General features: G+C 58.8%; 25 protein-coding genes, 1 tRNA gene and 1 pseudogene. 11 read left to right on the top strand and 16 right to left on the bottom strand.

Going from position 1 to position 25143, the window contains the following annotated elements; genetic code table 11:
• Positions 1 to 52 precede the first annotated feature (52 nt).
• A complete protein-coding gene (locus tag ACVWVQ_RS06820) occupies positions 53 to 508 on the top strand; it encodes an HHL1-like protein (protein ID WP_414381947.1) in 456 nt (151 codons plus the stop codon).
• On the opposite strand, the gene ACVWVQ_RS06815 is transcribed toward ACVWVQ_RS06820, so the two are convergent.
• Positions 505 to 1416, bottom strand: a complete 912-nt coding sequence (locus tag ACVWVQ_RS06815) for an alpha/beta fold hydrolase (RefSeq protein ID WP_457507569.1) — start codon at positions 1414 to 1416, stop codon at positions 505 to 507. The genes ACVWVQ_RS06820 and ACVWVQ_RS06815 overlap by 4 nt on opposite strands.
• A 441-nt stretch (positions 1417 to 1857) precedes the next feature.
• On the opposite strand from ACVWVQ_RS06815, the gene ACVWVQ_RS06810 reads away from it, so the two are divergent.
• Both ACVWVQ_RS06810 and ACVWVQ_RS06805 read left to right on the top strand, forming a co-directional pair.
• The gene (locus ACVWVQ_RS06810) at positions 1858 to 3285 is read left to right on the top strand and encodes a folate/biopterin family MFS transporter (RefSeq protein WP_457507567.1); all 1428 of its coding nucleotides are present in this window, start codon (positions 1858 to 1860) and stop codon (positions 3283 to 3285) included.
• A gap of 117 nt (positions 3286 to 3402) precedes the next feature.
• Positions 3403 to 3858 carry a DUF6679 family protein gene (locus tag ACVWVQ_RS06805; protein WP_011432782.1) on the top strand — a complete coding sequence of 152 codons (456 nt, stop codon included), beginning with the start codon at positions 3403 to 3405 and terminating at the stop codon, positions 3856 to 3858.
• Positions 3859 to 4009: 151 nt separating this feature from the next.
• Here the strand turns inward: ACVWVQ_RS06805 and ACVWVQ_RS06800 are convergent, their stop codons facing one another.
• Positions 4010 to 4762, bottom strand: coding sequence for a segregation/condensation protein A (locus ACVWVQ_RS06800; RefSeq protein ID WP_414349871.1), 753 nt, complete (start codon positions 4760 to 4762; stop codon positions 4010 to 4012).
• 156 nt (positions 4763 to 4918) lie between these two features.
• Between ACVWVQ_RS06800 and ACVWVQ_RS06795 the strand changes: the two genes are divergently transcribed.
• The 3 genes from ACVWVQ_RS06795 (at position 4919) to ACVWVQ_RS06785 (ending at position 6613) form a co-directional block, all read left to right on the top strand.
• Positions 4919 to 4990: transfer RNA gene (locus tag ACVWVQ_RS06795), tRNA-Val, on the top strand.
• 298 nt (positions 4991 to 5288) lie between these two features.
• Complete coding sequence (locus tag ACVWVQ_RS06790; RefSeq protein WP_238376922.1) at positions 5289 to 5729, top strand: hypothetical protein; 441 nt, start codon at positions 5289 to 5291, stop codon at positions 5727 to 5729.
• The gene (locus ACVWVQ_RS06785) at positions 5717 to 6613 is read left to right on the top strand and encodes a sulfatase-like hydrolase/transferase (RefSeq protein ID WP_457507565.1); all 897 of its coding nucleotides are present in this window, start codon (positions 5717 to 5719) and stop codon (positions 6611 to 6613) included. Before ACVWVQ_RS06790 ends, ACVWVQ_RS06785 begins: the two co-directional genes overlap by 13 nt.
• Positions 6614 to 6762: 149 nt before the next feature.
• On the opposite strand, the gene ACVWVQ_RS06780 is transcribed toward ACVWVQ_RS06785, so the two are convergent.
• The 4 genes from ACVWVQ_RS06780 to ACVWVQ_RS06765 form a co-directional block, all read right to left on the bottom strand.
• Positions 6763 to 7911, bottom strand: a complete 1149-nt coding sequence (locus ACVWVQ_RS06780; RefSeq protein ID WP_414341734.1) for an AI-2E family transporter — start codon at positions 7909 to 7911, stop codon at positions 6763 to 6765.
• A gap of 32 nt (positions 7912 to 7943) precedes the next feature.
• Complete coding sequence (fabI, locus tag ACVWVQ_RS06775; protein ID WP_011432788.1) at positions 7944 to 8720, bottom strand: enoyl-ACP reductase FabI; 777 nt, start codon at positions 8718 to 8720, stop codon at positions 7944 to 7946.
• A gap of 219 nt (positions 8721 to 8939) precedes the next feature.
• The gene (aspS, locus tag ACVWVQ_RS06770) at positions 8940 to 10745 is read right to left on the bottom strand and encodes an aspartate--tRNA ligase (RefSeq protein ID WP_011432789.1); all 1806 of its coding nucleotides are present in this window, start codon (positions 10743 to 10745) and stop codon (positions 8940 to 8942) included.
• Positions 10746 to 10817: 72 nt separating this feature from the next.
• Complete coding sequence (locus tag ACVWVQ_RS06765; protein ID WP_457507563.1) at positions 10818 to 11759, bottom strand: metal ABC transporter solute-binding protein, Zn/Mn family; 942 nt, start codon at positions 11757 to 11759, stop codon at positions 10818 to 10820.
• Positions 11760 to 11818: 59 nt separating this feature from the next.
• Here ACVWVQ_RS06765 and ACVWVQ_RS06760 point away from each other — a divergent pair, with 59 nt between their 5' ends.
• Entirely contained in the window at positions 11819 to 12580 is a 762-nt protein-coding gene (locus ACVWVQ_RS06760; protein ID WP_457507561.1) for a metal ABC transporter ATP-binding protein, read from the top strand.
• Positions 12581 to 12596: 16 nt separating this feature from the next.
• A complete protein-coding gene (locus ACVWVQ_RS06755; RefSeq protein ID WP_457507559.1) occupies positions 12597 to 13430 on the top strand; it encodes a metal ABC transporter permease in 834 nt (277 codons plus the stop codon).
• Positions 13431 to 13498: 68 nt separating this feature from the next.
• On the opposite strand, the gene ACVWVQ_RS06750 is transcribed toward ACVWVQ_RS06755, so the two are convergent.
• From ACVWVQ_RS06750 to ACVWVQ_RS06740, 3 genes are all read right to left on the bottom strand, one after another.
• Positions 13499 to 13783, bottom strand: a complete 285-nt coding sequence (locus ACVWVQ_RS06750) for an RNA recognition motif domain-containing protein (RefSeq protein ID WP_011432793.1) — start codon at positions 13781 to 13783, stop codon at positions 13499 to 13501.
• A gap of 196 nt (positions 13784 to 13979) precedes the next feature.
• The gene (gene rsmG / locus ACVWVQ_RS06745; RefSeq protein WP_414428379.1) at positions 13980 to 14762 is read right to left on the bottom strand and encodes a 16S rRNA (guanine(527)-N(7))-methyltransferase RsmG; all 783 of its coding nucleotides are present in this window, start codon (positions 14760 to 14762) and stop codon (positions 13980 to 13982) included.
• Entirely contained in the window at positions 14759 to 15748 is a 990-nt protein-coding gene (locus ACVWVQ_RS06740; protein WP_414341740.1) for a hypothetical protein, read from the bottom strand. The genes rsmG and ACVWVQ_RS06740 overlap by 4 nt, the downstream gene beginning before the upstream one ends.
• 420 nt (positions 15749 to 16168) lie before the next feature.
• Here ACVWVQ_RS06740 and guaA point away from each other — a divergent pair, with 420 nt between their 5' ends.
• Positions 16169 to 17719: a glutamine-hydrolyzing GMP synthase gene (gene guaA, locus ACVWVQ_RS06735; RefSeq protein ID WP_457507616.1), complete on the top strand. Its 1551-nt coding sequence runs from the start codon at positions 16169 to 16171 to the stop codon at positions 17717 to 17719.
• Positions 17720 to 17764: 45 nt separating this feature from the next.
• On the opposite strand, the gene ACVWVQ_RS06730 is transcribed toward guaA, so the two are convergent.
• From ACVWVQ_RS06730 to ACVWVQ_RS06710, 5 genes are all read right to left on the bottom strand, one after another.
• The gene (locus ACVWVQ_RS06730; protein WP_011432797.1) at positions 17765 to 17986 is read right to left on the bottom strand and encodes a hypothetical protein; all 222 of its coding nucleotides are present in this window, start codon (positions 17984 to 17986) and stop codon (positions 17765 to 17767) included.
• 2 nt (positions 17987 to 17988) lie between these two features.
• Positions 17989 to 18315, bottom strand: a complete 327-nt coding sequence (locus ACVWVQ_RS06725) for a hypothetical protein (protein ID WP_414329244.1) — start codon at positions 18313 to 18315, stop codon at positions 17989 to 17991.
• 91 nt (positions 18316 to 18406) lie between these two features.
• Positions 18407 to 19444: a CobW family GTP-binding protein gene (locus tag ACVWVQ_RS06720; RefSeq protein WP_457507557.1), complete on the bottom strand. Its 1038-nt coding sequence runs from the start codon at positions 19442 to 19444 to the stop codon at positions 18407 to 18409.
• A gap of 399 nt (positions 19445 to 19843) precedes the next feature.
• On the bottom strand, positions 19844 to 20791 hold the full coding sequence (locus ACVWVQ_RS06715) for a DUF4335 domain-containing protein (RefSeq protein ID WP_457507555.1): 948 nt from the start codon (positions 20789 to 20791) through the stop codon (positions 19844 to 19846).
• A gap of 61 nt (positions 20792 to 20852) precedes the next feature.
• The gene (locus ACVWVQ_RS06710) at positions 20853 to 21497 is read right to left on the bottom strand and encodes a DUF3038 domain-containing protein (RefSeq protein ID WP_414408213.1); all 645 of its coding nucleotides are present in this window, start codon (positions 21495 to 21497) and stop codon (positions 20853 to 20855) included.
• Positions 21498 to 21621: 124 nt separating this feature from the next.
• Here ACVWVQ_RS06710 and ACVWVQ_RS06705 point away from each other — a divergent pair, with 124 nt between their 5' ends.
• Positions 21622 to 21843 carry a hypothetical protein gene (locus ACVWVQ_RS06705; protein WP_414357796.1) on the top strand — a complete coding sequence of 74 codons (222 nt, stop codon included), beginning with the start codon at positions 21622 to 21624 and terminating at the stop codon, positions 21841 to 21843.
• Positions 21844 to 21897: 54 nt separating this feature from the next.
• Here the strand turns inward: ACVWVQ_RS06705 and ACVWVQ_RS06700 are convergent, their stop codons facing one another.
• Entirely contained in the window at positions 21898 to 22752 is an 855-nt protein-coding gene (locus ACVWVQ_RS06700; RefSeq protein ID WP_457507553.1) for a sulfite exporter TauE/SafE family protein, read from the bottom strand.
• Between the two features lie 342 nt (positions 22753 to 23094).
• Between ACVWVQ_RS06700 and ACVWVQ_RS06695 the strand changes: the two genes are divergently transcribed.
• Positions 23095 to 24813: a transglutaminase domain-containing protein gene (locus ACVWVQ_RS06695; protein WP_457507551.1), complete on the top strand. Its 1719-nt coding sequence runs from the start codon at positions 23095 to 23097 to the stop codon at positions 24811 to 24813.
• 152 nt (positions 24814 to 24965) lie between these two features.
• On the opposite strand, the pseudogene ACVWVQ_RS06690 reads toward ACVWVQ_RS06695, so the two are convergent.
• Positions 24966 to 25143: pseudogene (locus tag ACVWVQ_RS06690) on the bottom strand (RNA-guided endonuclease InsQ/TnpB family protein); the annotation flags it as partial.

Below are 25143 nucleotides of genomic sequence, written 5' to 3'. Positions count from 1 at the left end.
GGATCCGATCTGCGCTAAGCTGCAAAAAATCCCCCCTCTCGTCAGCCCAAGTATGAGTCAGTCTAAGGGTTTCCGCAAATCCAAGCCTGAGAAAAAACCGGCCAGCTCCAACACTGCCAAGCGCAAGGAAGCCGCCAAACGGTACGACGAGCTGAAAGCCAAGGGGATGCCGGAGTTCAACATCTTTGCCCGCCGTCGCCAGCCCGCGCCTGGCCAGCCCAACCCTTGGTTGCCGGTGGGATCCCTAGCAGTGGGGCGTTCCAGCGCCATTCACCAGGCCATTTTCCAAAACGAGGAAGAACTCAAAAAAGCAGCCGTCAGGCTGTTTCCCCGTCTCGGCAAGGTGAAAGATGACCTGGAGTTTGGGTTTCGCCTTAAGGACAAGGACTTCCAAGACGAGCCGATCCAGGTGGCGATCCGTCCCCAGCCTTCACCCCTTCAAGTCTGGATGGCCAAAATCCGAGGTTGGTTGGGCCTCTCCGGCAAAGGAACCTCCAAAAAAGCTTAGACCGCCGCAAAGGCCCTGGGCAGCCAGCCCAAAATCAGAGGGTTGACCACCTCTGGGCGCTCGTCATGGGGGCAATGGCCTGTATTGGGAATGGGCAAGAACTGGTAGTCGATCCCTTTCACGTGGTTTTGAAAGCCGCGACCCCGTTGAATGGGCGTCCAGGGATCCCCCTCTCCCCAGAGCACCAACAGCGGGCAGCGCACCTGAGGCAATAGGGCTTCAGGAGTTGGGCCAGGGGGAGCGGTGAGAATCGAGGCAAACACCTGCTGAGCGCCCACATCACAGGAAGGGGCATACAGAATCTCCACCAGCTCATCCGTAATGGCGGCGGGGTTACGGTACACCTGCTTGAGAGTTGCGCGAATACGCTGCCGCTGCCGCACCCGATCGAACAAAAACGGCCCCGTCACCGGAGAAGCCGCCAGAGCGGTGAAAACACTCATGAAAAGGCGGAAAATCGGGCTGAGCTCATGGGAGCGATGGTTCAACCCCCCGGCGCAGTTGAGCAACACTGCTCCTGCCGTTAACTGGGGATGCCGGGCAGCCATCATCAAGCTGAGCAAGGCACCGATGGAATTGCCGATAAACACAGCAGGCTGCTGAATGTGCTGCTGCCAAAAATCCACCAGCAACTCCGCCCAGAGATCCAGGGTGTAGGGGAGGGCAGGCTTGGCCGAGCCGCCAAACCCGAGCAAATCCAGGGCATAGACCCGGTATCCTGCCGCAGCCAGCACGGGGATGTTGTGCCGCCAATGGCCGATGGAAGCCCCAAATCCATGCACCAAGACCAGCGGGGATCCGGATCCCTGAACCACGTAGCGAATGGCATGTCCGCGCCAGCTCCAGACTTGGGGAGCAAAAGGAGCAATGGCATCAACCGCAGAACCGGCAGAAGAAGCAGTCAGCACAGCCTGAAAACAGACCCAGTTAAAGATGTAGGTAGAAACTCAGAGCCATCCCTGTTCATCATAGCTTCGGAATGCCTTTGTCTCCCGTCTCTACTGCCCTGCCTGCTGCTGCAGTTGCGGGTTCAGGTGCCGCCGAGGTGGGGTTGGGCCGGTCAACATGGGACGAAAGCATGCTGGACTTCTTGGGATCCCCGCCCTTGGCTGGATGGCATAGCACCCGGGGATCAGCTTTCGACCTCATTTCGACCTCATTATTTTGTAGATTTTGTAGCTCGGCTGGGTTGAGCAGAAAGAGCGCTGGGAAGCGCAACCCGTCCAAGGAGGTCGGAGCCGGAAGCCAGTTGGACAGGTTAAGGTGAAGAGACTGTTAAGATTCTTATGGTTTTGCTGTTGCCAAGGCAACACCGCACCAACTAACATCTCGCTACACTGCGACCGCTCATGATTCATCCTCTGCTGCAACGGCTGCACCAATCCACCCTGACCCCGCTGCGGGATATCCACTGGACGCCGGAATTGTTCGGAATCCTCTTGGTGTACTTTGTGCAGGGGGCGGTGGGGCTGGCACGGCTGGCCACCAGCTTTTACCTGAAGGATAGCTTGGGCCTCAGCCCGTCTCAGGTGGCGGCGTTGATGGGCGTTGCCATGAGCCCCTGGATCCTCAAACCCCTCTACGGCCTGCTGTCGGATACCGTACCGGTGGCGGGCTATCGACGTCGTCCCTACCTCTTGCTGTCGGGGCTTCTGGGGTGTGGGGCTTGGCTGGGGATGGCCCTGTGGGCACCGACGGCTGGTCTGGCCACCCTGTGGATGGTTTTGGGATCCCTGGCGGTGGCGGTAGGGGATGTAATCGTAGATTCGCTGGTGGTGGAGCGGGTACACGGCAGTGACTGGGCGGGGACGGGCACGCTGCAATCTTTGACTTGGGGGGCAACGGCCTTGGGATCCCTGCTCACCGCCTATTTGGGAGGAGCGCTCTTAGCCCATTATCCGCCGCAGGTGGTGTTTGGGCTGACGGCCTTTTTGCCGTTGTTCATCGCTCTGGCAGCTTGGGTTATTGCCGATCAACCGGTGGCGTTGTCCCAGAGCTGGGATCCCTTGCAACAACAGGTGGGGCAGGTGTGGCGGGCGCTGCGGCAACCCAGCATTTTGCTGCCGGTGCTGTTTGTGTTCGTTTGGCAGGCCACTCCCAGCGCCGATGCGGCTCTTTTTTACTTTGTCACCAACGATCTCGGCTTTGGGCCGGAATTTTTGGGTCAGGTGCGCTTGGTTACCAGCATCGCCAGTTTGCTGGGGGTAGGGATCTTCCAGGTGTATCTGCGGCGGATCCCACTGCGGCCCCTGTTCGGCTGGATGACGGTGATCTCGGCGGCGTTGGGCCTGACCAGCCTCATCTTGGTCTATCACCTCAACCGGGATTGGGGTATCGACGATCATTGGTTTAGCTTGGGGGACAGCCTGGTGCTGACGGTGGCAGGACAAATTGCCTTTATGCCAGTGCTGGTCTTGGCCGCCCGCCTCTGCCCCCCTGGGATCGAGGCCACCCTCTTTGCTCTGCTGATGTCGGCCTTTAATTTGGCGGGGTTTCTCTCCCAAGAGCTGGGATCCCTGCTGATGCATGGGCTGGGGGTAACGGAGACCGATTTCAGCCGGCTGGGGCTGCTGCTGATCCTGACCAACCTTTCTACCCTCTTGCCCCTGCCGTTTTTGGGCTGGCTGCCGGAAGAGAGCATAACCCTTGGCGGAGCAGAACTGGAGGCGGAAGCTCATGCCTCTCTGGAATCCTTTCTGCGGGATGCGCAGGCAGAAGAAGCGGAGACAGCCTTGGCGATGGAAGGGGTCTCTCTGGCCGAAACCGACCCAACCTAAAGAGACTCTGTCTGGCCTCGGGAAAGGCATACAGCCTCGGTGTCCAGCCGCTAAGATGGAGGGATGAGCTGGGTAGCCCCCACAACTCACTCGGATCTTTCACTTCAGGAGGGGACCGTGCTTCATCGTAGGATCTATCAACTCAGCCGCGAAGGCAAGGATGTGTGGATCTATCTGCGGGATCAGGGACGCTGGCTGGAACGGGCCAAGATCCTCGATATCGAAGGGGACACCATCCTAGTTCGCTACGAGACAGAAGATGAGGAGGAGATCTGCTCCTGGGAGGAGATGATTCGCCTGGAAAGCATTGGAGCTGTTGCTCAGCGCCTTTCCACCATTCCCAAGGGGATGCTCAGCACGTCAGATTTGCTCACCTCAGAAGACTGCCCTCCGGCTGAATTGCTGCATCCGCCACTGTTGCCTACCGAAGGAGAAGATCATCCCAGCAGCGAGCGCCTCGTGGAGGATTACTACCTGGATCGGGAGGCTCCTGCCGAGCTGCCGGTGCGCTCCAGTGGGGAAGATCTCAAACGGGCGGATCGTGCCCGGCACGATGCTGAAGGCACGGATTGAGTTCTCCGTTTGCCAGAGCGGCGCAGAAGAGCGCTTGACATCCTCAGGTTCAGACGCCAGCTCAGAAGCCTAGAGGTGGATGGCCCGGCCACGGCCAGAAAAGTTCTCTAGAGTTCACCTTGGCAGATGAAGGGGATCCCAAGGGCGGGATCTACTTTGCCAGGCCCTCAGTTGTGCAGGGTCGGATGGTCAGTGGGCCGTAGAACTCCTCTTGGCACAGCTCCACCTGAGAGCGGGCAGCCATTAGCAGCAATGACCAGAAGACTTGAATGGGGTGAATGGTCCCGCTGCTGCCGTTTTGATAGCTTTTTTGGCAAAAGTGTTGCTGGAGATCGACAAAGCTGATCTGGGTCAGACCCTGCTGCCAAAGCTGAGCCAGCAGAGATTCCAGCTCGGCGGTGGTTTCCAAAAGGTTTTCCGGGTGGGCTAGCTGAGTGATGGCCGACAGCGCTTGCTGGCGAGAAATCCGTTGGGCCAGCGGCTTTGGGGCAGCTTCGGGCTGGTGTTCCAGCAGGGTTTCCAGCTCTTGCAGGTGGGCGATGAGTTCTTTGAGGGTGATGGGCCGGGTACGTTGAAGACGGGGTGCTGCCCTGGGTTGCAACACGCGATCCAAGTGCGCCAAAGACCAGCTTGGCCAGGGATCCACTTCTACCTCCACCGGGCTGGGCTCACTTTCTTCTGCTTCTGGTTCTGCCAAAGCCATCGCCTTAAGATAGACCAACATGGCAGCGTGGAGCAGGGCTTGTCCCGACTCAGACAGGTCATGGCTGCTGCTGGTGGGAGCCATACGGGCCAGAAAGCGATCGATAACCTCGATGACCTGCACATCCCAGGGATCGATCTCGCCTCGTTCTGCCAAATCAATGAGCAGAGCAATTGCCTCTTCGGTCGGTGAGTAGGCCATAGCACCCCACAGCTCCCTGACCCTTACTGTAGCCCTCAGGCCGGATCCCGGCTATCTCTAGCCATCTCCCATGCCGATCCGAATCCTCTGGCTCAATCGCTGACGTGGTAATATAGAGATCCTGCTCTAGTCGATAGCTGCTAGAGTGGTATCTGCGGGCGGTTAGCACAGTGGTAGCGCACTTCCTTCACACGGAAGGGGTCACAAGTTCGAATCTTGTACCGCCCATACCCGCAAACCTGCTCCTGCAGCGAGCTTCAACAGTCCAAGTCCTTCTCCTGGAGGAGAGATACAGGCGGCTAGAAACGACTTTTTCCGCCCCGGGGTCTCCCTGAAGCGCGCCTTAGGGAGAGGGCTAATGGCTGTTGAGAACAACTCCGCTTGAGCTTCCAGCGTCTTTGCTGCCAGGCCAGTGGAGAAAGGGAAGAATGGTAGCCTAATAAAGGGTAGGGTTGAGGCCATGCAAGAATTTCGTCCCGCTAACGCGATCAGAAACCTTCGCTTCATACTCCTGGGCTTGTGGATCTTGAGCCTGCTCGTTCTCCTCATCCAAAACTGGGGATCCCCGGCAAGGGTTGTGGTGGGTGGGCAATCGGGATCCCCGCTTCCTCTATCGTTGGTGCTATTGGCCTCTTATGGGGCAGGGATGGGGCTGGGATTTTTGTATGTAGGCTCCTGGCGATTGCACGACCGGGTGTTTCAGCGACAGGCAATCCGTAAGTTAACTCAGTTGAGCGACCGAGTTCGCTTTTTGGAAGCCCAGCTGATTCCCCCCGACCACTATTTGCCCCAAGATCTGCCGGAGTACGAGCCGGATCCCCAAGCAGGCCGCTATTCCTATTCCAATATCCCGCCGGAACGCATTCGCGATCCCGCTCCTGAGGACGACGATGCGGCAGCAGCTCCCAACTGGCGGATTGTCCAGCGGCCCTACGCCGACGAGGAGGAGGAAGGATGGGATTCCTAAACTGGTGGAAATCGTCTGCCGCTCCTGCGTCTGAGCCCGACCCCCGCCCTGAACCGCGGGGACAGAACAACTATCTGCTCATCGTCCTAGACAGTTGCCGCTTCGACAGCCTGCTGGCGGCCAACCCCAAGCACTTGCTGAAGTTGGGCCCTCTGGAAAAGCGCTGGAGCTACGCTTCCTGGACGGCCCCTGCCCATTACAACCTGCTCATGGGCCTGCTGCCCCACACCAGCCCCATCCACGTTTTTGCGTCCGAGCACTACAAGCAAGATTATCTGCGCTACAACGAGCGGCTCGGCACCCGGCAACCCATTGAGTTCAAGCATCTGCTGCCTCATCTCTATTTGCCGACGCTGCTGAAGCATCAACTGGGCTACACCACCCACGCCATGGTCTCCATGCCGGTGCTCAACCCCAGCACGCTGCTGAATCGGGATTTCGATTCCTACCGCCTCATGCCCCAGCACAACGATATGGCGGCCATGGTGGAACAGTTGCGCTTCGAGCCGGATCGCCCCAGCTTTTACCTGTTAAACGTGGGCGAAACTCACTATCCCTACGCGCTGCCCGATGAGGATCCCAGCTTGTGGCCTCGTATTTCCGGGGTCAATGGGGTGTTGAAGCGCCTGGATGAGGGAGGAGAAGCAGGGATCCCCTTTTTCGATTCGGCCCAGTTGGAAGAGCTACGGCAGCGACAGATCCAAGCCGTGCGCTACTTGGACGGGATCTTCGAGCAATTGTTTGACCTGGTTCCCCAAAACACTTACATCACGGTTACCGCCGATCACGGCGAACTGTTTGGGGAGGGAGGCTACTTCGGCCACGGCCCTATCCACCACGAAAAAGTGCTGGAGGTGCCTTTTATCGAGGGCAAGATTCGCTAGGATGAGGCCCTCACCCCCAGCCCCTCTCCCTGAGGACAAGGGTGGCCATCGATAGCCCAGCAACTGGGCTTACCAGGATTGAGCCTCTGTTTGCCTGCCGGTTAACGCGCCTGAATCGCATGGACAGAGCTTCTTCCTTTTTCGGGTGGCTAGATCTGCTGGGTCTCCGGCTTGGGCAGGGTGGGATCCCGGCGGGGTTCGCCGTTGGCGCTACTCGGACGGAGCCCTTGCGGGGATCCTTTTACACCGGAACCCAACCCATCTTCGGCGGCCAGGTCGGCAGAGCGGGCGATCTCGTAAAGGCTTTTCACCACACTGCTGAGGGGAATGGCGACGATCACGCCCAGGATGCCCCCCAGTTGCGCCCCCACCAACAGGGCAATCAAGATCCACACTGGATTTAGCCCGATCAGCTCTCCCATCAGGCGGGGGGCGATGACCCGATCCTTCACCTGCTGCACGATCAGGGAAACCAGCACCACTTTAAGGCTGAGCCAAATGTCCTGAAAGGCCAGCAACACCGCCGCCGCCCCAATGCCAATCACCCCCCCCACCAGGGGGATGACCTCCAGCAGGCCGATCAGCAGGCCAAACAGGAGCCCGAAAGGTACCCGCAAAAACCCAAAAACCGGCACCAGCATCAGGGCCATGATGAACCCCAACACCAACTGGCTGATGAGGAAGTTCTGAAAGCTGAGGGCTAGGGCTTCGCCAATGCGCGGCCCCCAAGGTTTGGGGAAGAGGCTAAGCAACCCCTGCCAGAACTGGCCCCCGTAGAGCAGCATGTAGAGGGCCAACACCAGCACCAGCACCAAGTCGATCACCTGGTTGAACGTACCCAGAAGGAGATCCAGGGATTGGCCGGCAATTTTCTCGGCGCTGGCCTGCAGGCGGTTGAGAAGGGTATTGACCAGCTCCGTCTGGCCAAGGTTGATGTTGCGCTCGGCGGCCCAAAGGCTAATCTGGTCGAGCCAATTTTGTAAGGTGTCCACCCACTCTGGGATCCGCGCCCCCAGCTGCACCACTTGCTTGGCCAAGACCGGCACCACGGCGATCCCCACCAAGACCAGCAGCACCACCGAGAGAGCAAAGACCAGGGTGACCGCCAAACCTCGACTGACCCGATAGCGCCGCAGCACCTGCACCGGGTAGTTGAGCAAAAAGGCCAGCACCGCCGCTGTCAGGATGGTGGTGAGCAAATGCCCAAACAGCCGACCCACCTGTATGGCCAGCCAGCCGCTGATGACGATCAAGATCCAGGTGAGCAGCAACCGCTGCAAGGGTGAGAAGCGATTCATGCCGGAGCCATCCCCAAGGGATCCCAAAGCGCTTAAAAACCCAGGATGCTATACCCACTATCCACGTAGATCACCTGGCCGGTAATGCCGCTGGCCAGGTCGCTGGCCAGAAAAGCCGCCACATTGCCCACCTCTATTTGAGTGACATTGCGCCGTAGGGGAGCTTTCTCCTCCACAGCATGCAGCATGGCATGAAAATCGGAAATGGCCGATGAGGCCAAGGTGCGGATTGGGCCGGCAGAAATGGCGTTCACCCGGATCCCGGCAGGGCCCAGCTCGGCAGCCAGGTAGCGGACACAGGTTTCCAGGCCCGCTTTGGTGACGGCAGCCATGTTGTAGTTGGGCACCACTCGCACTCCTCCCAAGTAGGTCAAGGTGAGGACACTGCTGCCGGATCTCAGTAGGGGCTTGGCAGCCCGGCAGAGGGCAATCAGGGAGTAGGTGCTCACATCCATGGCCAGGGCAAACCCCTCCCGCGAGATATCGCTGAAGTTGCCGCTCAGCTCCTCTTTTTTGACATAGGCCAGGCAGTGAACCAGAATATCGACCTGACCCCATTTTTCGGTTACCCCCTGAAACAGATCGCTGATCTGCTGATCGCTTTGCACGTCGCAGGGGAGGAGAAAATCTGGCTGCAAGGGATCCGTGAGTTGCTGAACTTTGGTTTTGAAGCGATCCCGCTCGTCCGGCAGATAGGTAACCCCTAGGCTGGCCCCCGCTTTGTGCAGTTGCTGAGCAATGCCCCAGGCAATGGAGCGCTCGTTGGCAATGCCGGTTACCAAGGCTTTCTTTCCCGTCAGCTGTAGCATGGCAAAAAAAGTAGGGGTGTATTCCTTTCTATCCTCCCACAGGTGGGAGCTGGGGCTGGGAGAAGGGATCCCAGGCACTCCTGAACTCCCGTTAAAAAGGCCCGGCTTCCACAATGAAAGTCCTTTTGGTTGAAAAGGAATATTGTCTGCTGGATCTCCGCAGCCCTGTTACCCGTGCCGAAATCATCGAGCACCCGTGGTCGTTGGAAGATACCTCCCTCAACCGGGCTGATAGGTGGAAGCAACGTGCAGTTCCTTGAGCTGCTTCGCCTCAACGCTGGAAGGAGCGCCGGTGAGCAAACATCGCGCCTGCTGGGTTTTGGGAAAGGCGATGACATCCCGGATGGAATCTTCCCCGGCCAGCAACATCACCAGCCGATCCAGGCCGTAGGCAATGCCGCCGTGGGGCGGGGTGCCATACTCAAAGGCTTCCAACAAAAAGCCAAACTTGTCCCGCGCCTGTTCGGGGGTGAGGCCAATCGCTTGAAAAACCTGCTCCTGAATTTCCCGCTGGTAAATCCGCAGGGATCCCCCTCCTACTTCCACGCCGTTCCACACCAGGTCATAAGCCTGGGCCCGCGCCGTTTTCAGGTCGGCCAAGTCGTCGGGGTGGGGGGCGGTAAAGGGGTGGTGCAGGGCTTCCAGGCGATTTTCTTCGGCGTTGAACTCAAACATGGGAAAGTCGGTGATCCAGAGGAGATTCAAGGCGTTCTCTGGGATCAAACCCAGCTCCTGGCCCAGGTGCAGCCGCAGCCGGCCCAAAGACTCGTTCACCACTGCCGCCGGCCCTGCCCCAAACAGCAACAGATCCCCTGGCTTGGCCTGGGTGAGATCCAGCAACCGCTTCTCCTGCTCGGGGCTCAAGCTCTCTTTCAGGGCGCCGATGGTATCGAGGCTGTCGGGCCGCACCCGGATAAAGGCCAAGCCGCCCGCCCCATACTGGGTGACCAGCTTGAACAGATCCCCGCCTGGTTTGATGCGGGTGTTGGAGATCTTTTCATCGCCGCCGGGCACTGGCAGGATTTTGATCAAACCGCCCTCAGCCAGCACTTTGGCGAAGACTTTGAATCGGGATCCCTGAAACACCTCCGAAACATCCACCAACTCCATCCCAAAGCGGGTGTCAGGCTTGTCGGAGCCGTAGCGGGCCATGGCCTCGGCATAGGTCAGGCGCGGGAAGGGACGGGGCAGGTGGATCCCTTTGACAGTTTTGAAGATATGGCAGATCAGTCGCTCGTTGAGCTCCAGGATCCCTTCTTGATCCATGAAGCTCATCTCCATGTCCAACTGGGTGAACTCCGGCTGCCGATCCGCCCGCAGATCCTCATCCCGAAAGCAGCGGGCGATCTGGTAGTAGCGATCCACGCCAGCCACCATCAGCAGCTGCTTAAAGAGCTGGGGCGACTGCGGCAGGGCAAACCACTCGCCGGGGTTGACGCGGCTGGGCACCAGGTAGTCTCTGGCCCCTTCTGGGGTGGAGCGGGTGAGAATGGGAGTCTCCACCTCGACAAAGCCCTCCTCGTCTTCTAGGAAACGGCGGATGGCCTGGATGACCCGGTGGCGCAGTTGCAGGTTACGGGACATGCGCTCCCGCCGCAAATCCAGGTAGCGATAGCGCAGGCGGATCTCTTCTCGCACTTCCTCTGCTTCTTCTCCCGAGACGCTGAAGGGGAGCTGCTTGCCGACTGGACTGAGCACTTCCAACTGTTCGGCATAGATCTCGACCTCGCCGGTGGCCAGCCGGGGGTTGAAGGAGTCGGGGGGCCGTTGCTGGACAGTTCCCGTTACCCGCACCACATATTCGTTGCGCACTTCCCCCGCCAGTGGATATGACTGCGGAGTTTTCTGCGGATCCGCCACCAGTTGCACAATGCCAGAGCGATCCCGCAAATCCAGAAAGATCACCCCCCCGTGGTCGCGGCGGCGGTCGATCCAGCCGTAGAGGGTGACGGTCTGGCCAATGTGGGCCGGGCGGACTTCGCCACAGTAGAGGGTGCGGGCCGGGCGATGGATGGCAGCAGGCATGGAAGAGGTGAGAGAACAAGGGTCTGAGCCCCTATCATACAAAACTCAGACCTCCTGCCTCGACTCAGCTTCTCAAGAGCATTCAGGGGATCCGCCCAGGGCTACCACAATCGTGCAGGTGTTGTGGCGCATCATGGCAACGTAAGTTTCGGCGCCGCTGCCTGGCTCCCCCAAAGAGTCCGAGTACAGTTTCTGTTCGGCTACCTTGACCCCGGCTTCGGTGGCCACCGTTTGGAGGAGAGCGGGGTTGAGGGTGGTCTCAGCAAAGATAGCCGGCACCCGCAGAGCGCGGATCTCCTCCACTAAGCGGGCCACTGTCTGGGCGCTGGGCTGTTCTTCGGTGCTGATCCCCAGCAGGGATCCCCCCATTTTCAGGCCGTAGGCTTGGGTGTAGTAGGCAAAGGCATCGTGAGTGGTCACCAAAACCCGGTTGGGAGGGGGGATGGTCTGAATTTGCTCCCCAATCCAGGCATGAAGCTCCTCCAGCTCTGCTCGATAGGCAGCAGCATTGGTTTGGAAGAAGGTCGCCTCGCCAGGCACCTGTTCCGCCAGCTCTTGGGCGATGCGCTCCACCATGCGGATGACGTTTTCCACATTGCCCCACACGTGGGGGTCGGGAGTGGGGATCCCATCCTCCTCATTGGTGACGATGGGATCGAGGATCTCGGCCAAGGCAACCCGCCGCGCCTGTTGGGCTGTGGCCTCGATGAGGCGCATCAACCCCGGCTCCAGGTTGTAGCCGTTGTAAAACACCAAGTCTGCCCGCTCTAGGGCCATCCCATCCGCCGGTGCCGGCTCGTAGATGTGGGGATCCATCCCCGGCTGCAGCAGGCTGGTGAGCTGGATGCGATCTTGGCCCACCTGCTCCACCCAATCGGCGATCAACGTAGTGGTAGCCACAACGCGGGGACGCGCCCAACCCGAACCGGCTAGGGCCAGAAAACTGCTGATCGCCAAGCCGAAGGCCGCTACCCAACGGCGCCGCCCCCAAAGGAAGACAAGACTTTTGATCATCGTTTCATGGTTTAGATGTCCCTTTAGGGTACACTGGACTTACCGAAAATGAAAACAAAATGAAAAAGCAACTTCCTCCTCTCCCTCTTGGTCCGGCCAGGGGATCCCTGGTGGTGCGGGATCTGACGGTGCGTTACGGCAGCCTGCAGGTGCTGCAAGGGATCCAAGCTGAAATCGCGCCGGGGCGCATCACGGGCATCCTCGGGCCCAACGGGGCCGGCAAAAGCACCTTTCTCAAGGGGCTGTTGGGGTTGGTGCCGCTGGAACGGGGGGAAGTGCGCTACGGCGGACAAGCGCTGCGGGGAGAGCAAGTGGCCTATGTACCCCAGCGCTCGGCCATCGACTGGTCGTTTCCTGCCACGGTGTGGGATGTGGTGTTGATGGGGCAGGTGAGAGCTGCTGGCTGGTTTCGCCGCATCGGGAAAAAGGGGCAGCAGCGGGCTGCTCAAGCCCTGGAGCGGGTGGGGATGGGGGCCTACCGGGATCGCCCCATTGGAAAGCTGTCGGGGGGACAACAGCAGCGGGTGTTCCTGGCGCGGGCCTTGGCGCAAGAAGCGGAGATCTACGCCCTTGACGAACCCTTTGCCGGGATCGACCAGCCCAGCGAAGCTATTTTGTTCCAGGTGTTGCGGGAGCTGGCAGATGCCGGCCACATCGTGATGGTGGTGCACCACGATTTGGGGCAGGCCCGGGCCTACTTCGACGAAGTGCTCCTCCTCAACCGTGTCTTAATTGCCCAGGGATCCCCGCAACAGGTGCTACAGCCGCAGGTGTTGCGACAAGCCTATGGCCAGGCCATCTCTTTGAGCTTGGCTGCTTGACCCGAAGGGGAGCATCATGGAACGCCTCTGGCACGGTTTGGTGGATCCCTTAAGTTTTGCCTTCATGCAACGGGCTCTGCTGGTGGCGGTGGCCGTCGGCATTCTCTGTGCCGTGGTGGGCAGCTATCTGCTGGTGCAAAGCTTGGCCCTCCTGGGGGATGCCATCAGCCATTCGCTGCTGCCGGGCCTGGCCATTGCCTACATGCTGGGCCTCAACCTGTTTGTGGGAGCCTTCGTGGCCGGTCTCCTCAGCGCCCTCTTAATTCAATGGATCCGCTCCGCCAGCCCCCTCAAGCCGGATGCAGCCATGGGGATCGTCTTTTCGGCCTTTTTTGCCCTTGGGATCCTGTTGATCACTTTGATCCAACGGCGGGCTCGCATCGATCTCAACCACTTCCTCTTCGGCAACCTCCTGGGGGTGAATGCTGTCGATGTGCTGACAGTGGTGGGCATCACCCTTTTGGTGTTGGGGTTAGTGGCCCTCTTCTTCAAGGAATTGACCTTTTACAGCTTCGATCCCTTGGGGGCCAAAGCAGCCGGCCTGCCCACCGAGCGGCTGGGGTGGGGGCTGATGGTGCTCACTTCCCTGACGTTGGTGGCCAGCATGAAGGCAGTGGGCGTGCTCTTAGTGTTGGCCATGCTGATCACGCCAGCGGCAACCGCCTATCTGGTGGTGCCTCGATTGCACCAGGTGATGCTGTTGGGATCCCTATTTGGGGTGAGCGCCAGCCTGCTGGGGATGTACGCCAGCTACTACCTCAACGTCGCCTCCGGCCCAGCCATCGTCCTGGTGGCCTCCGCCTGGTTTAGCCTGGCCTTTCTGGGCAGAGTGTTCTCAGGAACGCGCTAGAAACCAGGGATCGCGGGTTGGGATCCCTGGCTCAAACCTCATCTGAGGAAGGGTAGATGCATGTTAACTCAAAAGCGGGAAGAGCGGCCATCCCGACCGCCTGCGCTGGTCTGCCGAGGCAACGCCTTGTTGACCCTCAGATCCCGGCCCATCCAAGTAGCACCGTCCAGCTCGTCGATGGCCTTTTGCTCATCGGCTTCGTTTTCCAGTTCCACAAAGGCAAAACCTCGCTTACGGCCAGTCTCCCGATCCACCGGCAGCTTAATTTGCTTAACGGTGCCGTATTCGGCGAACACAAGTCGCAGGTCTTCTTCGCTGGCCTTGAAGGACAAATTACCCACAAAAATGGTCATGGTGTAGCAAACTCCGAACCTTACCCTTTAGCGTTCAGTTCGGAGGCTCACCTGGTTAAACCATTCGCTCAATCCGAACCTCATGCCAACCACATCTTAGTCTTCCCAATGGCATTTGCAAAGCTATCCTTGCAGCTTTTTGTCCGAGAATTGGGAGAAGCTTTTGTAGCAAGATGGAAACTCAGGATCCTAACCTTCATGGGCGATTGCTTTGGCCCAACGGTTGGCGTTTGGGAGTGCCGGGAGAGCGGGGATAAGGAGGCGGCGTGGGGGCTACTTTCTCCAGCAGTAGGCAGTGGCGCACCCCACGGCTGCGGGGTGTGGTGAAGGCTTCTACATGGATCAGTTTTCCGCCCAGGATCTTGAGGGCCCGCTCCAGCGTTTGGGCTTCTGCCTCGGTCCAATGGCCGCGATAGAGGATGGCGCGTCCCCCCACCTTGAGCAGAGGCAGGCAATACTCGGCGCAGGTCTCCGCCGAGGCCAGGGCCCTGGCCAGAGCAATATCATAGCTGCCCCGTTCCTGCGGGTCTTGCCCCCAAATTTCGGCCCGCTGAGCCACTGCCCGCGCTTGGGTGAGGGAGAGCCTTTGCAAGGTGTCCTGTACAAAGGCAATCTTGCGTTGGGTGCTGTCCAGCAGGGTAAAGCGGGTTTGGGGCAGGGCAATTTGGGCCGGGATCCCTGGAAACCCTGCCCCGGTGCCGATGTCGATCCCCCGCCAGGGCTGAGCTTGGATTGCCTCCCAGGATCCCAGCAGGCGTAGGCCCCGCAGCGAATCCCACAGGTGTTTCTCCCAAAAGTCGATGGGATCGGTGATGCGGGTCAGGTTCTGGGTTCGGTTTCCGGCCATCACCAGCGGATAGAGCTGTTGCAGTTGTTGCTGCTGCTGTTCAGAGGGCTGCCAACCCAGCTCCGCCAGCCAGCTTTCCCACAGCGTCTTGAGCTGTGGGGGCTCAGAGGAAGAAGCGTCAGCCTTCTTCATCCCAGGGATCCCAGTTTCAATCCAGCGGGGATGGCTCTGTCGGCCCAGCCTTTCAGCTCTTGGGTCAAGCCCTGCAAAGAACGGTCGGTGCCCAGCAGCTCTTGGTTTAAGCAAACCAACTCCTGCAAATCCAGCTCCTGACAGCTGGCCCAATCTTCCGCCAGCAAGTTAATCGGCTGCGGCTGAGCCTGAAGCAACTGATGAGAGGCCAACTCCAGCTCTACATTCAAAAGCACCTGCTCCAACCGCTCTACCCGCTCCTGCATTTGCGCCAGCAGGGCTGCCAACTGCTGACAGCAATGGTGAACCCGCTGAGCATAGACCTTGAGCGGCAGGGTCAGCGGCAGCAACGACTCAGACAACAGTTGAATCAGGTGCTGGGCCTCCAGTTCTTCCAGTTGCAGGTCTTGCCAAATGGCGTGGTAAAGATGGAGCGAAAGACGACAGGTTTCCAGGCGCTGGTAGCAGGGCTGTAATACAGAACCGCGCAGCTCCTGCAGATAGTCGGCCCACAGTTGCCCAGCCTCTACTACCCAACCTGTCTGGAAAAAACTCCACCCCTGGGCCAACAGCCAACTGATCAACAGGCCCGCCAACAATTGGTTTTTTTGTCGCAACAGGAAAGGCGAAAGGTGCTCTCCCCAAACGGCTAACCCCAGCCAGATCAGGGCAGCCAAAGTCAAATGGGGCAAGCTGATCATCTCGGCCAACAGCTGGGCAGACCAGCGCTGGCGCAGCATCCAGATCACCCCGGCGCCCAAGCTGTACAGCCCTCCCCCCAACAGCGGGATCAACACCAGCCACAGGGGTTGTCCCCTCCACAGGTGCGATAGTGACCCATCTTCGCCCAGCGCATCCCAACTGAGCAAGTACAAAGCCAGCAGAGCCAAAACCACGACCCAGCCCTGCTGTCGCTTGAGACGGCGGGCTAGAAGACGACGGCGGCGGCGCAGATAGGTTTGAAAGGACTCGGCAACAATCGACATAAAAAAATGGCACTGCGGATCCCTACCAATACCCCCACCGGCCTGGAGCGCTCCTTCACGATCATAAGTCTTAACTTTGCTAGGTCATCTGGCTTCTGTATTGCGTTGTTGGCGGGAGTCATGCCCAGCCGGTGGCCAGCTTTTTCAGGGGCTCATCAGGCGGTTTTTCGGCGAGACTCCTCCGAGAAGCGCTGTTTTCTCGGCAAGCCTGACAGAGGCTTTTTAGAGCAGGCAGCCGCGTGCAAGCTCTCCACCCCTGTTACCATGGAAGAGCCCTTAATGTTTCTTTCGTATCCATCGTATCCATAGCCAAGCTAGTCTCTTGGACCGGCTTTTTTATTGTGCACTGTGCCAGGTTTTGTGATCCCTTCTGCATCTCCTCCCAGTTCCGGCCTTTCCCCCCTCGAAGTGCAGCGCCAGATGATCGTCATTCTCGATTTTGGATCCCAGTACTCTGAGCTCATTGCCCGCCGCATCCGCGAAACCCACGTCTATTCGGAAATCCTTTCCTATCGCACCACTGCTGAGCAACTGCGGCAACTGCAACCGCAGGGCATTATCCTCTCCGGGGGCCCCAACTCGGTGTATGAGCCAGCCGCTCCGGTGTGTGACCCCGAGATTTGGAACCTAGGGATCCCAGTTCTGGGGGTGTGCTACGGCATGCAACTCATGGTGCAGCAGTTGGGGGGCAAGGTGGAGGCAGCCCAGAAGGGGGAATATGGCCGTGCCGCTCTGCACATTTTGGATCCCACCGATCTGCTCACCAACCTGCCGGAAAACAGCATCATGTGGATGAGCCACGGGGATTCGGTTACCGAACTGCCGCCGGGCTTTCACACCTTGGCCTCTACCGACAACACCCCCTGTGCCGCCATTGCCGATCCAAGGCGTCGTCTCTACGGGGTGCAATTTCATCCGGAGGTGGCCCACTCAGAGGCTGGCGCCTTCCTCATTCGCAACTTTGTTTATCACATCTGCGGTTGCGAGCCCACCTGGACAACGGAAGCTTTTCTGGAGGAGGCCATTCGAGAAGTGCGCGCCCGCGTGGGCAACAAGAAGGTGCTCTTGGCTCTCTCAGGGGGGGTGGACAGCTCCACTTTGGCTTTTTTGCTACACAAGGCCATCGGCGACCAGCTCACCTGCGTGTTCATCGACCAAGGATTCATGCGCAAGGACGAGCCCCAACGGCTGCTGCGCCTTTTCCAAGAGCAATTTCACATCCCCGTCAACTATGTGGACGGGCAAGAGCGGTTTCTCCGGCAGTTGAAGGGGGTCACCGATCCCGAAGAAAAACGCAAGCGGATCGGGGCAGAGTTCATTCGCGTGTTTGAGGAGGAGTCGCAGCGGCTGGGCCCTTTTGAGTACTTAGCCCAGGGCACTCTCTACCCAGACGTGATCGAGTCTGCCAATACCAATGTGGATCCGGTTACCGGAGAACGCATTGCCGTCAAGATCAAAAGCCATCACAATGTCGGCGGCTTGCCGGAAAATCTGCGCTTTAAGCTGGTGGAGCCTTTGCGCAAGCTCTTCAAAGACGAGGTGCGGCAACTGGCCCGCTCTTTGGGGCTGCCGGAAGAAATTGTTGGCCGCCATCCTTTTCCCGGGCCGGGGCTGGCCATCCGCATTGTGGGCGAAGTCACCAAAGAACGGCTGGAAACCCTGCGAGATGCGGACATGATCGTGCGGCAGGAGATCAACCGCTCCGGCTACTATCCCAACCTTTGGCAAGCCTTTGCCGTGCTGCTGCCGGAAGTGCGGTCGGTGGGGGTGATGGGGGACAAGCGCACCTATGCCTGCCCGGTGGTGGTGCGACTGGTTACCAGCGAAGACGGTATGACCGCCGATTGGGCGCGGGTTCCCTACGATCTCTTGGCCACCATTTCCAACCGCATTGTCAATGAGGTGCCCGGCGTTAACCGCGTGGTTTACGACATCACTTCCAAGCCCCCTGGCACCATCGAGTGGGAGTAGGCGGGATCCCTTGCGTCTGGCCTCGATTCCCGGCTGGATCGATGGCTACCTATGGCCAGCTTCCGGCAGGGAATAGGAAGGGCTTGAGCTGAAGGGCTGAGCGGCTTGGACTTCCATTCGGGCCAAAGTCGTAGCGGCATCCGCCAGTTGCAGAGCAAGGTTGGCACGGCTAATCGGATCCCGGGCATTCCAGAGATCCTGTCCCAAACAGAACACCCGATAGCGAAAGGCTTTGATCGAGCGCGATGGGATGACCTTGACAGTCATAGCTACAACCTCTTCTCCACAGAGACGTGAATAGTCAGCAGAACCCGCTCGGGCTCAAGGTAAACAAATGTTACCAAAACAACCTCGTCCTCAGAGGTAATGCTTACCGGGCAGGTGGCTTTCGGGGGTTCCACCCGTTCATGCCGTACCCCCACAGTGTATTCTCCAATTGGCAGGTCATCAAATCCAGCGTCCGCATAGATCAACTCAATGGTTTCTTCTGCAATCAACTGCCCCTCTCGCTCCAGGAAACTGAGAAAAGGGATCCCATCGATAGAGGTGAGCGCGTTGTTGGCCTGATTGCGGATCATCACAAAGATGTCGGACATGGAGAGTGGGCCATCACCTCAGGGCTTCATGATCGAGGCTGCTGGAACATTGCCCGACTGTTTTGAGCCTGGACTGCCGCCAATCCCTGATTCAGCGACCAAACCCTTGACCCCGCGTGGCCGGGCGGGCAAGACAGGCTTGGAGTTTTTTCCGCAGCTGGGCTGTATCGAGGCGCTGACCGATGAGCACCAACTGGTTTTTGGGCTGGCGAGGCCACTCATCGCTGCTGAGGGTATAGCGCCGACCGCTGAGGTGAAAGATATGTCGCTCTGGGCTTTCCTCGAACCACAACACCCCTTTGGCACGAAAGACTGCATCGGGCAACTCGTTGAGAAAATTTTGGAAAGCATCCAAAGAGAAGGGCTGATCGCTCTCAAAGGCTAGGGAGTTAAAGCCGTCAGCCTCGATGTGGCTGTGATGGGAGTGGTGGTGGTCATGATCGTGCTCATGGTCATGGTGGTCGTGACTGTCGTGATCATGGGCTTCTTCTTGGGGCAAGGAACTGGCCTGAAACAAATCGGTATCCAAGATTAGCTCCAGGGGGACTGCGCTGTTGACGGTGCGCAAAATGCGGGCATCTTCTTTGATCTCGCGGATGCGTTTTTCCAGACGCTCGATCTCGGCTTCCTCGACCAAATCGATTTTGTTGAGGAGAATCACATCTCCATAGGCAATTTGGCTATAGGCCACGTCGCTGTTGAACAGATCGGGGGCAAAGTTGGTGGCATCTACCAGGGTGATGATTGAGTCCAGCCGCGTCAGATCTCGCAATTCTGGCCCCAAAAAGGTGAGGGCCACCGGCAAGGGATCCGCCAATCCCGTAGTCTCCACCACCAAGTAGTCGATGTGGTCAGAGCGTTCCATCAGCCGCAAAACACTCTCGGCGATGTCGTCCCGGATGGTGCAGCAGATGCAGCCGTTGTTCAGCTCCACCAAGTCTTCTTCGCTGGAGACGATCAGCTCCGCATCGATGCTGATCTCGCCGAACTCGTTGACCAGCACCGCTGTGCGCATCCCTTTCTGGTTGTTGAGGATGTGGTTGAGAAGGGTGGTTTTCCCACTGCCCAAAAAACCTGTGATGATGGTGACAGGTAAGCCTCGCTTAGGCACTTCGATGGTTGCAGTCATGGAATGGCAGCGATCCGAATAGAGGAAACTCTTCCACTTTACCCTCATTGCCCTTGTCCCCTGAGGCCGGGTGAACCTCTCAGATGCGGTCGGTAGAGCCTTTGCGCCTCGGCATTGGCGGCGTCGCCAGTGTGGCCCTGGCTCTCCCAACTCGGCGGCCTCTCTCTTTCTGGCTTACTCTTCAGGGTCAGATTGCTTCCTCTAATCCCCTGGCCCTGAAAGTAGGGTTATTTCGATTCAAGCTGGGACAATGCACCCAACACCTAAAACGTTGAAGGCAGGGGGCCAGAGAGCTGTTCTCAGTGGCCCACGGGTCTCACCCTAACCTGAAGTGACTATCGATAACATCCCTAGGTAGACTATAGTGCTGACCCACCCCAGCTTGGCCTGTCGGGATGCCTACCTGTCCTGGGTTACTTCCACCTGGTTGCCCGGCTCTAGGCTGACGCGGAACTGTTGGGCGCCTGTTGGCAAGGGATCCGGCGGTAGCTCCGGCAGGTCGGCAAATGGGGTTTCGGCTCGGCGCTCTCGGGCAAGCTCATTCTCCGGCTCGGCGGCCAGGGGGGATCCCGTCCTATCCACCGTTACCCGGTAGACCAAGCTCTCCGGCAAATCGGGGGGAGACTGCCACTGCTCCGCCAGAATGTCTCGCAGACGAGAAAGGAGATCTGCACCTGCTGCCTCTCTTCCCGCTGTTGGGTCAGATTCTTGAGGGGATGTGGCCAAAGGCTGTGACTGATCCGACAAGGCAGGGGTGGTGAGCTGCTCTTGCGGGGAAGGGGAAACTGTGGGATCCCTAGGGGGGCGACTGGCCCAGATCCCAACACCGGCCACAACTGCGATCCCTCCCACCAGCAGGGCCGCAATCCCGGTGGGCTGTCGATACCAAGCCCGCGCCACCGAAGTTCCCAGACTGGCCAGTTGGGGAATATCGTCGGCCACCTGGGAGAGGTTCTCCAGCAGGTCGTACAACTGCGTCATCGACAGATCTACTTGTGCGATGCGATCTTCCCCTTGGCGCACCGTGAGACGATGAAAAATAAAATCAAGCGGACGGATGGCCACGGTACCGCTGAAGGTTCCCTTGGGTTCCCCACTCAAGTGGGATCCCACGTAGCGGTCGATTACGGTGATCAAATCGTTGAGCCAAACGTTATCGCCGTGTAAAGTTTTGACTGTCTCCCCCTGGCGGATTTCCAACTGACACTCGAAGCTGCGCTGGATGGCTTGCAGCGGCGGCGTTGCAGAGGAGTCTGAAGAATTGGAATCGGCAGGGGCTTCTCCCCGTACAGTCAGCGTAGAAGTGGGCTGTTGATAGGTGTGGCTAACCAGGGTAAGGTTGGGCATGGCAACTGCGGGCGAACAACACGGGTAGAGGGCTACAGAGGCGATAATTGACAAAACTGCCTCAAGAAGAGGGTGAGGCATCGGGGCCGGAGCTGTGGGCCACCCCCTCTTCCTCCAGATCGCTGCCGGCGGGCAAATCCATCTCAGGACGGCTGAGCAAGGCTTTCCACAGGCGCTGAGCACCCTTCGGGCTGCTGTAGAACATCAGCTCAATCAAGATGCGCAGGGCCAGCTCGGTGAGGCTATTCTCATCGCGCACATCCCCATCCACCATGCGGCTGCGGTAGTGGGAGAGAAATTCATCCAAGTAATCCCCCACCAGCGGTTGACGGAAGGGGCTGAGCTCTTGATCGACAGCGGCTTCCAGTTGCTCCAAGGTGCTGCGGATACGGGCTTGTTGCTGAGCAGCCAGATAGGCAATCACCATCACCAGGGCACGGGCCTCTTCGATATCCACCTTTTTGCGCCCACCGCTGCTGCGGCGCAAGGGGTTAGCGTTGCGCAGTCGCCAGAGAGTCACCCGATCGCCAATCTGCTCTTCCAAGTTGAGGGCTTTGGCTGCGGACAGAACCGCTTCGGAACTTTCTCCGCTCAGGGACTCCAGCCCCAGCAGTAGCAAGTCCAACTGGGCTTTGATGGTACCGGTGGCTGTACTCAGGCCAGCGGGCCGACTGTCTAACTGAATGTGCTTGTGTTCCACCGTCACGCTGTCAATGGGAGCTTTGGGTTTTGACGAAACTCTATGATCTCTTGTCCGAGCCAAACCTGCAACCTACCCCCCCGCGCTTGCAGGAAAAAAAGACTTTCTGGCCTTTGCTCTGGGCAAGGGCTTGGCTAACGGGATCCGACAGGCAGGGACTTATGTCTTTGTCGATCTGGAGAATCCTGTTGGCCAGCCCTATCTGGATGCCGAGGTGATTGCGGCGCTGGAATCGATTGCCGAAACCTTGAAGCTCTTTGGCAGCTACCCTGTGCATGACCCCTGCAAACAAGGTGCCCTATCCCAAACAGCAGGATCCCTGTCCTCTGAGGGGAAAGCGCGTCCAACGTAGAATCGAAATGACCAAGGACTGCTGTCTTGAGCGCTCAGGCAGACCAGGATCACTTCACAGGGCTCGGTAGCTTTGCCAAGCTTGCCAAAAAATGTAGAGAGAAAGGATGGTCAGAAAGCCCCGAAACAGCAGTCCGACGGTTTCATCGGGCAATTTGGGCAGGGTGCGTGTGCTGATCTGTACACCGATTAACCCCCCTGTCCCCAAGATCAAACCAGGGATCCAGAGCACATTTTGGTGGATAGTGCCGTCCCCCAACCCCAGGCCATTCCAGATCCAATCGCTGAGGCCCGCATGGCTGGCAGTGGCAGCAACTGCTGTGATCACAATGGCCCCCAGACTGGTCTGAATCGCCACTTTGATTGTCTCTTTCAGCAGCAGGATCTGCATTGGCACCAGGATCACCCCACCGCCGATGCCAAACAGCCCGGCCAACAAACCGGCAGCGCCACCGGTCAGGGCGCGGGCTAACCAGGGAGACATCTGTCCTGAGGACTTCGCACCACTGTCGCGAACAGCAGCAGGCGGGAACTCTGTCTCCAGGGCTTGGGTGGCCACCTTTTTGCGCAGCTCCACCAGATAAGTGTTGGCCAGCAGCAACACCCCGAAGGCTGTCAACAGCAGGTAGCTGGGAAGGCGACTGGCGATAATTGCTCCTACTTGAGCCGTAAGCAACGCTGGGATCCCCAGCAGGATCACCCGTTTCAGATCCAGCATGCCCATCCGCCAGTTTTGGATGCTGCCTGCAATCGAGGTCATAACGATGGAAAGGTTGCTGGTGGCTGCAGCTTGAACCGGTGGGATCCCCAAGCTGACCTGTAAGGGCACCAGGATCGTTCCACCGCCAATGCCCAGAACCCCGGCTAGGATCCCTGCCACCAGGCCGCCAATTGCCAAGGCCAACTCCATCCCCTACCACTCCCCACCGCTGCTCTATCTTGCTGGCCAAAAAGCCGCCATCATCGTAACATTCTCCAGTCCTGGCAAGACTAGCAGGGATACATCGGTCGAGAAGCCTTGGGTGTGGGGTTGAAAAGAGGCGCATCATAATAATGTTGGACAGTAAATATTGGACAGTCGTACCGCCTTGGTGCAGATCGCGCCAGCATGTCAACTTCATCCATAGGCAAGGAAGCCTTCATGGTTGCCATCCATCCGGCAAATGATCTGGGTGCTCTGAAAAATCTAGGTTCCACGGCAAGAGGATCCCAGCCTGCTTGGTGGCCTCCATCTGGGCGGCAACAGGGAACTGTGGCCCCTCTGCAACCTCTGGGGCTGGTTGCTTTGGAAGGTTTGGCCACCTGGGGAGATCGCCTGTTGGGCTTGGATCGGGTGAGGGGCTATTTGGTGGAAATTCAAGAGCACAACACCCTGCTGCTCAATCCCCATCATGTCCATTCTTTCCAAGGCGCTTACGGTTTGTGGGTAGAGTCAGAAGGGGATCAAGCGTGGATTTGGCTCAGTCGGGAGCAAGAGGGGCAAATCTTGCGCATTCCCATGTCCGCTCTGCAGCAACCGGGATCCCTGGAAGCCTTTCCAGTGTGTAGGTGCCCCTACCCTATCGAAGGGATCGCCCTCTGGAGCGATCCCCACACGGGAAACCGCTACCTCTATGCCACCTGCTACCGACGGGAAAAAATCCTGCAACTGGATCCCAGCCGTGGCCTTATTGTGCAGGAGATGCCTGCCCCTGGGGTTGGCCGAGAACAGATTGCGGTGCAGGGAGACTACCTCTGGGTGAGTGATCGGGTGGAAGAGACGATCTACGTGCTGGAGCGCCAGACCGGGCGAGAACTGGCCCGTATCCTCACCCCTTCTCCTGGGCCAACAGGCTTGGCCCATTGGCGGGGGCAACTCTGGGTGGCCTATGCCCACGAAGAAGCCTACATCCACGACAACCCCAACGCTCCAGATCCCTTGTCGGTGGCCCTGCGCGATAAAACCTGGGTGGCCCCCCTACGCCTGCGGCCTTTGGATCCCCCTAGCTCCCCCGACCCCTCTGGCGGCAGTGGAACCGAGGCCGAGGATTCCCCCAGTGCCTGTCCGGTAGTTTTTCAGCCCCAGTGTCTGGGGGAACGCGCCACCTACACCCTCTCCCACGGCTATCGGGTGGAGCTGACCTATGTGGAAGAAATTGCCCAAGAAGAGCCGCGCTTCCTGCCCGATTTGGTCTGGCGAATTGCCTTGCCCTGCAACAGCCTTCGCCAACGGGTGCGCAGCCTGCACTGGGTAGGTCTGCCGTTTGAAGTGGAAGAGCAATCTGGCCAACAGGTGGCGGTGTTTTCGCTGGGATCCCTGGGGGCCCATGAGGTGCGCTTGTTTGGCTGGCGGGCGGTGCTGGATCTCTACAGTATCAAGTACTGCATCGATCCACTGGATGTAGAGGCTGCCGTCGTGCCCCCAGACCTACGGGATCGCTACTTGGTGGACGATGACTACCTGGCCATGGACACCTCGATTGTTCGAGAGGCAGCGCGGCGGGCCGTCGGCAGCGAGACCAACTTGCTGCGCAAAATGCTCAATATCCGGGCCTATGTTTACGACAAGCTCTCCTACCGGGTCACCTCTCGCATTGATCCGCCGGATGAGGTTTTGCGGCGTGGCTCCGGTTCTTGTGGCGAATATGTGGGGGTGCTGTTGGCTTTGGCCCGCCTCAATGGGATCCCTTGCCGCACGGTGGGGCGCTACAAATGCCCACCTCATCCAGAACTGAAAGGGATCCCGCTGTTTCCCCAGTACAACCACGTGTGGATTGAGTTTTATCTGCCCGGCTGGGGTTGGGTGCCGATGGAGTCGAACCCCGACGATCGGGGGGAGCGCCCCTATTCGCAGCGCTACTTCATGGGCTTGCCCTGGACCCATGCCGAGATCGCCAAAGGGATCCCTTTCGAGACGATCAACACCGACCAAGCCTCAATTGGGGAGCTGGCCATTAACCATGTGCAGTTTCGCATCTTAGAAGAAATTTGAAAGGCGAATAGAGTGAGAAAACGGGCCTGAGATTGGCCAACACTGCTCCGGGAGTGATTTTTGCCGAAGATAACAATGTGGCTCCTGATGTGGTGTGGGTAAGCCGCTCTCGGCTGAGAACAGCGTTAGGGGCGGATGGCAAACTGATACATTTACGCTGAACACTGCTGAGCGTTACTGCTCAGCGGTGAAGCGATAGCATTCTGTCCGTTTCCGTTGTCACTACGCGACGCTGACGCGACCGCGTCAGCGGGACGGAGTCCAAACAGAAAGGCGGTATCCCGCAAAGCTCTGAGCATAACACCCAGAGCGCCTTGCCAATCTCGTGGT

This window comes from Thermostichus sp. MS-CIW-36 (genome assembly GCF_054059035.1).
This window is presented reverse-complemented; position numbering and strand designations above follow the sequence as displayed.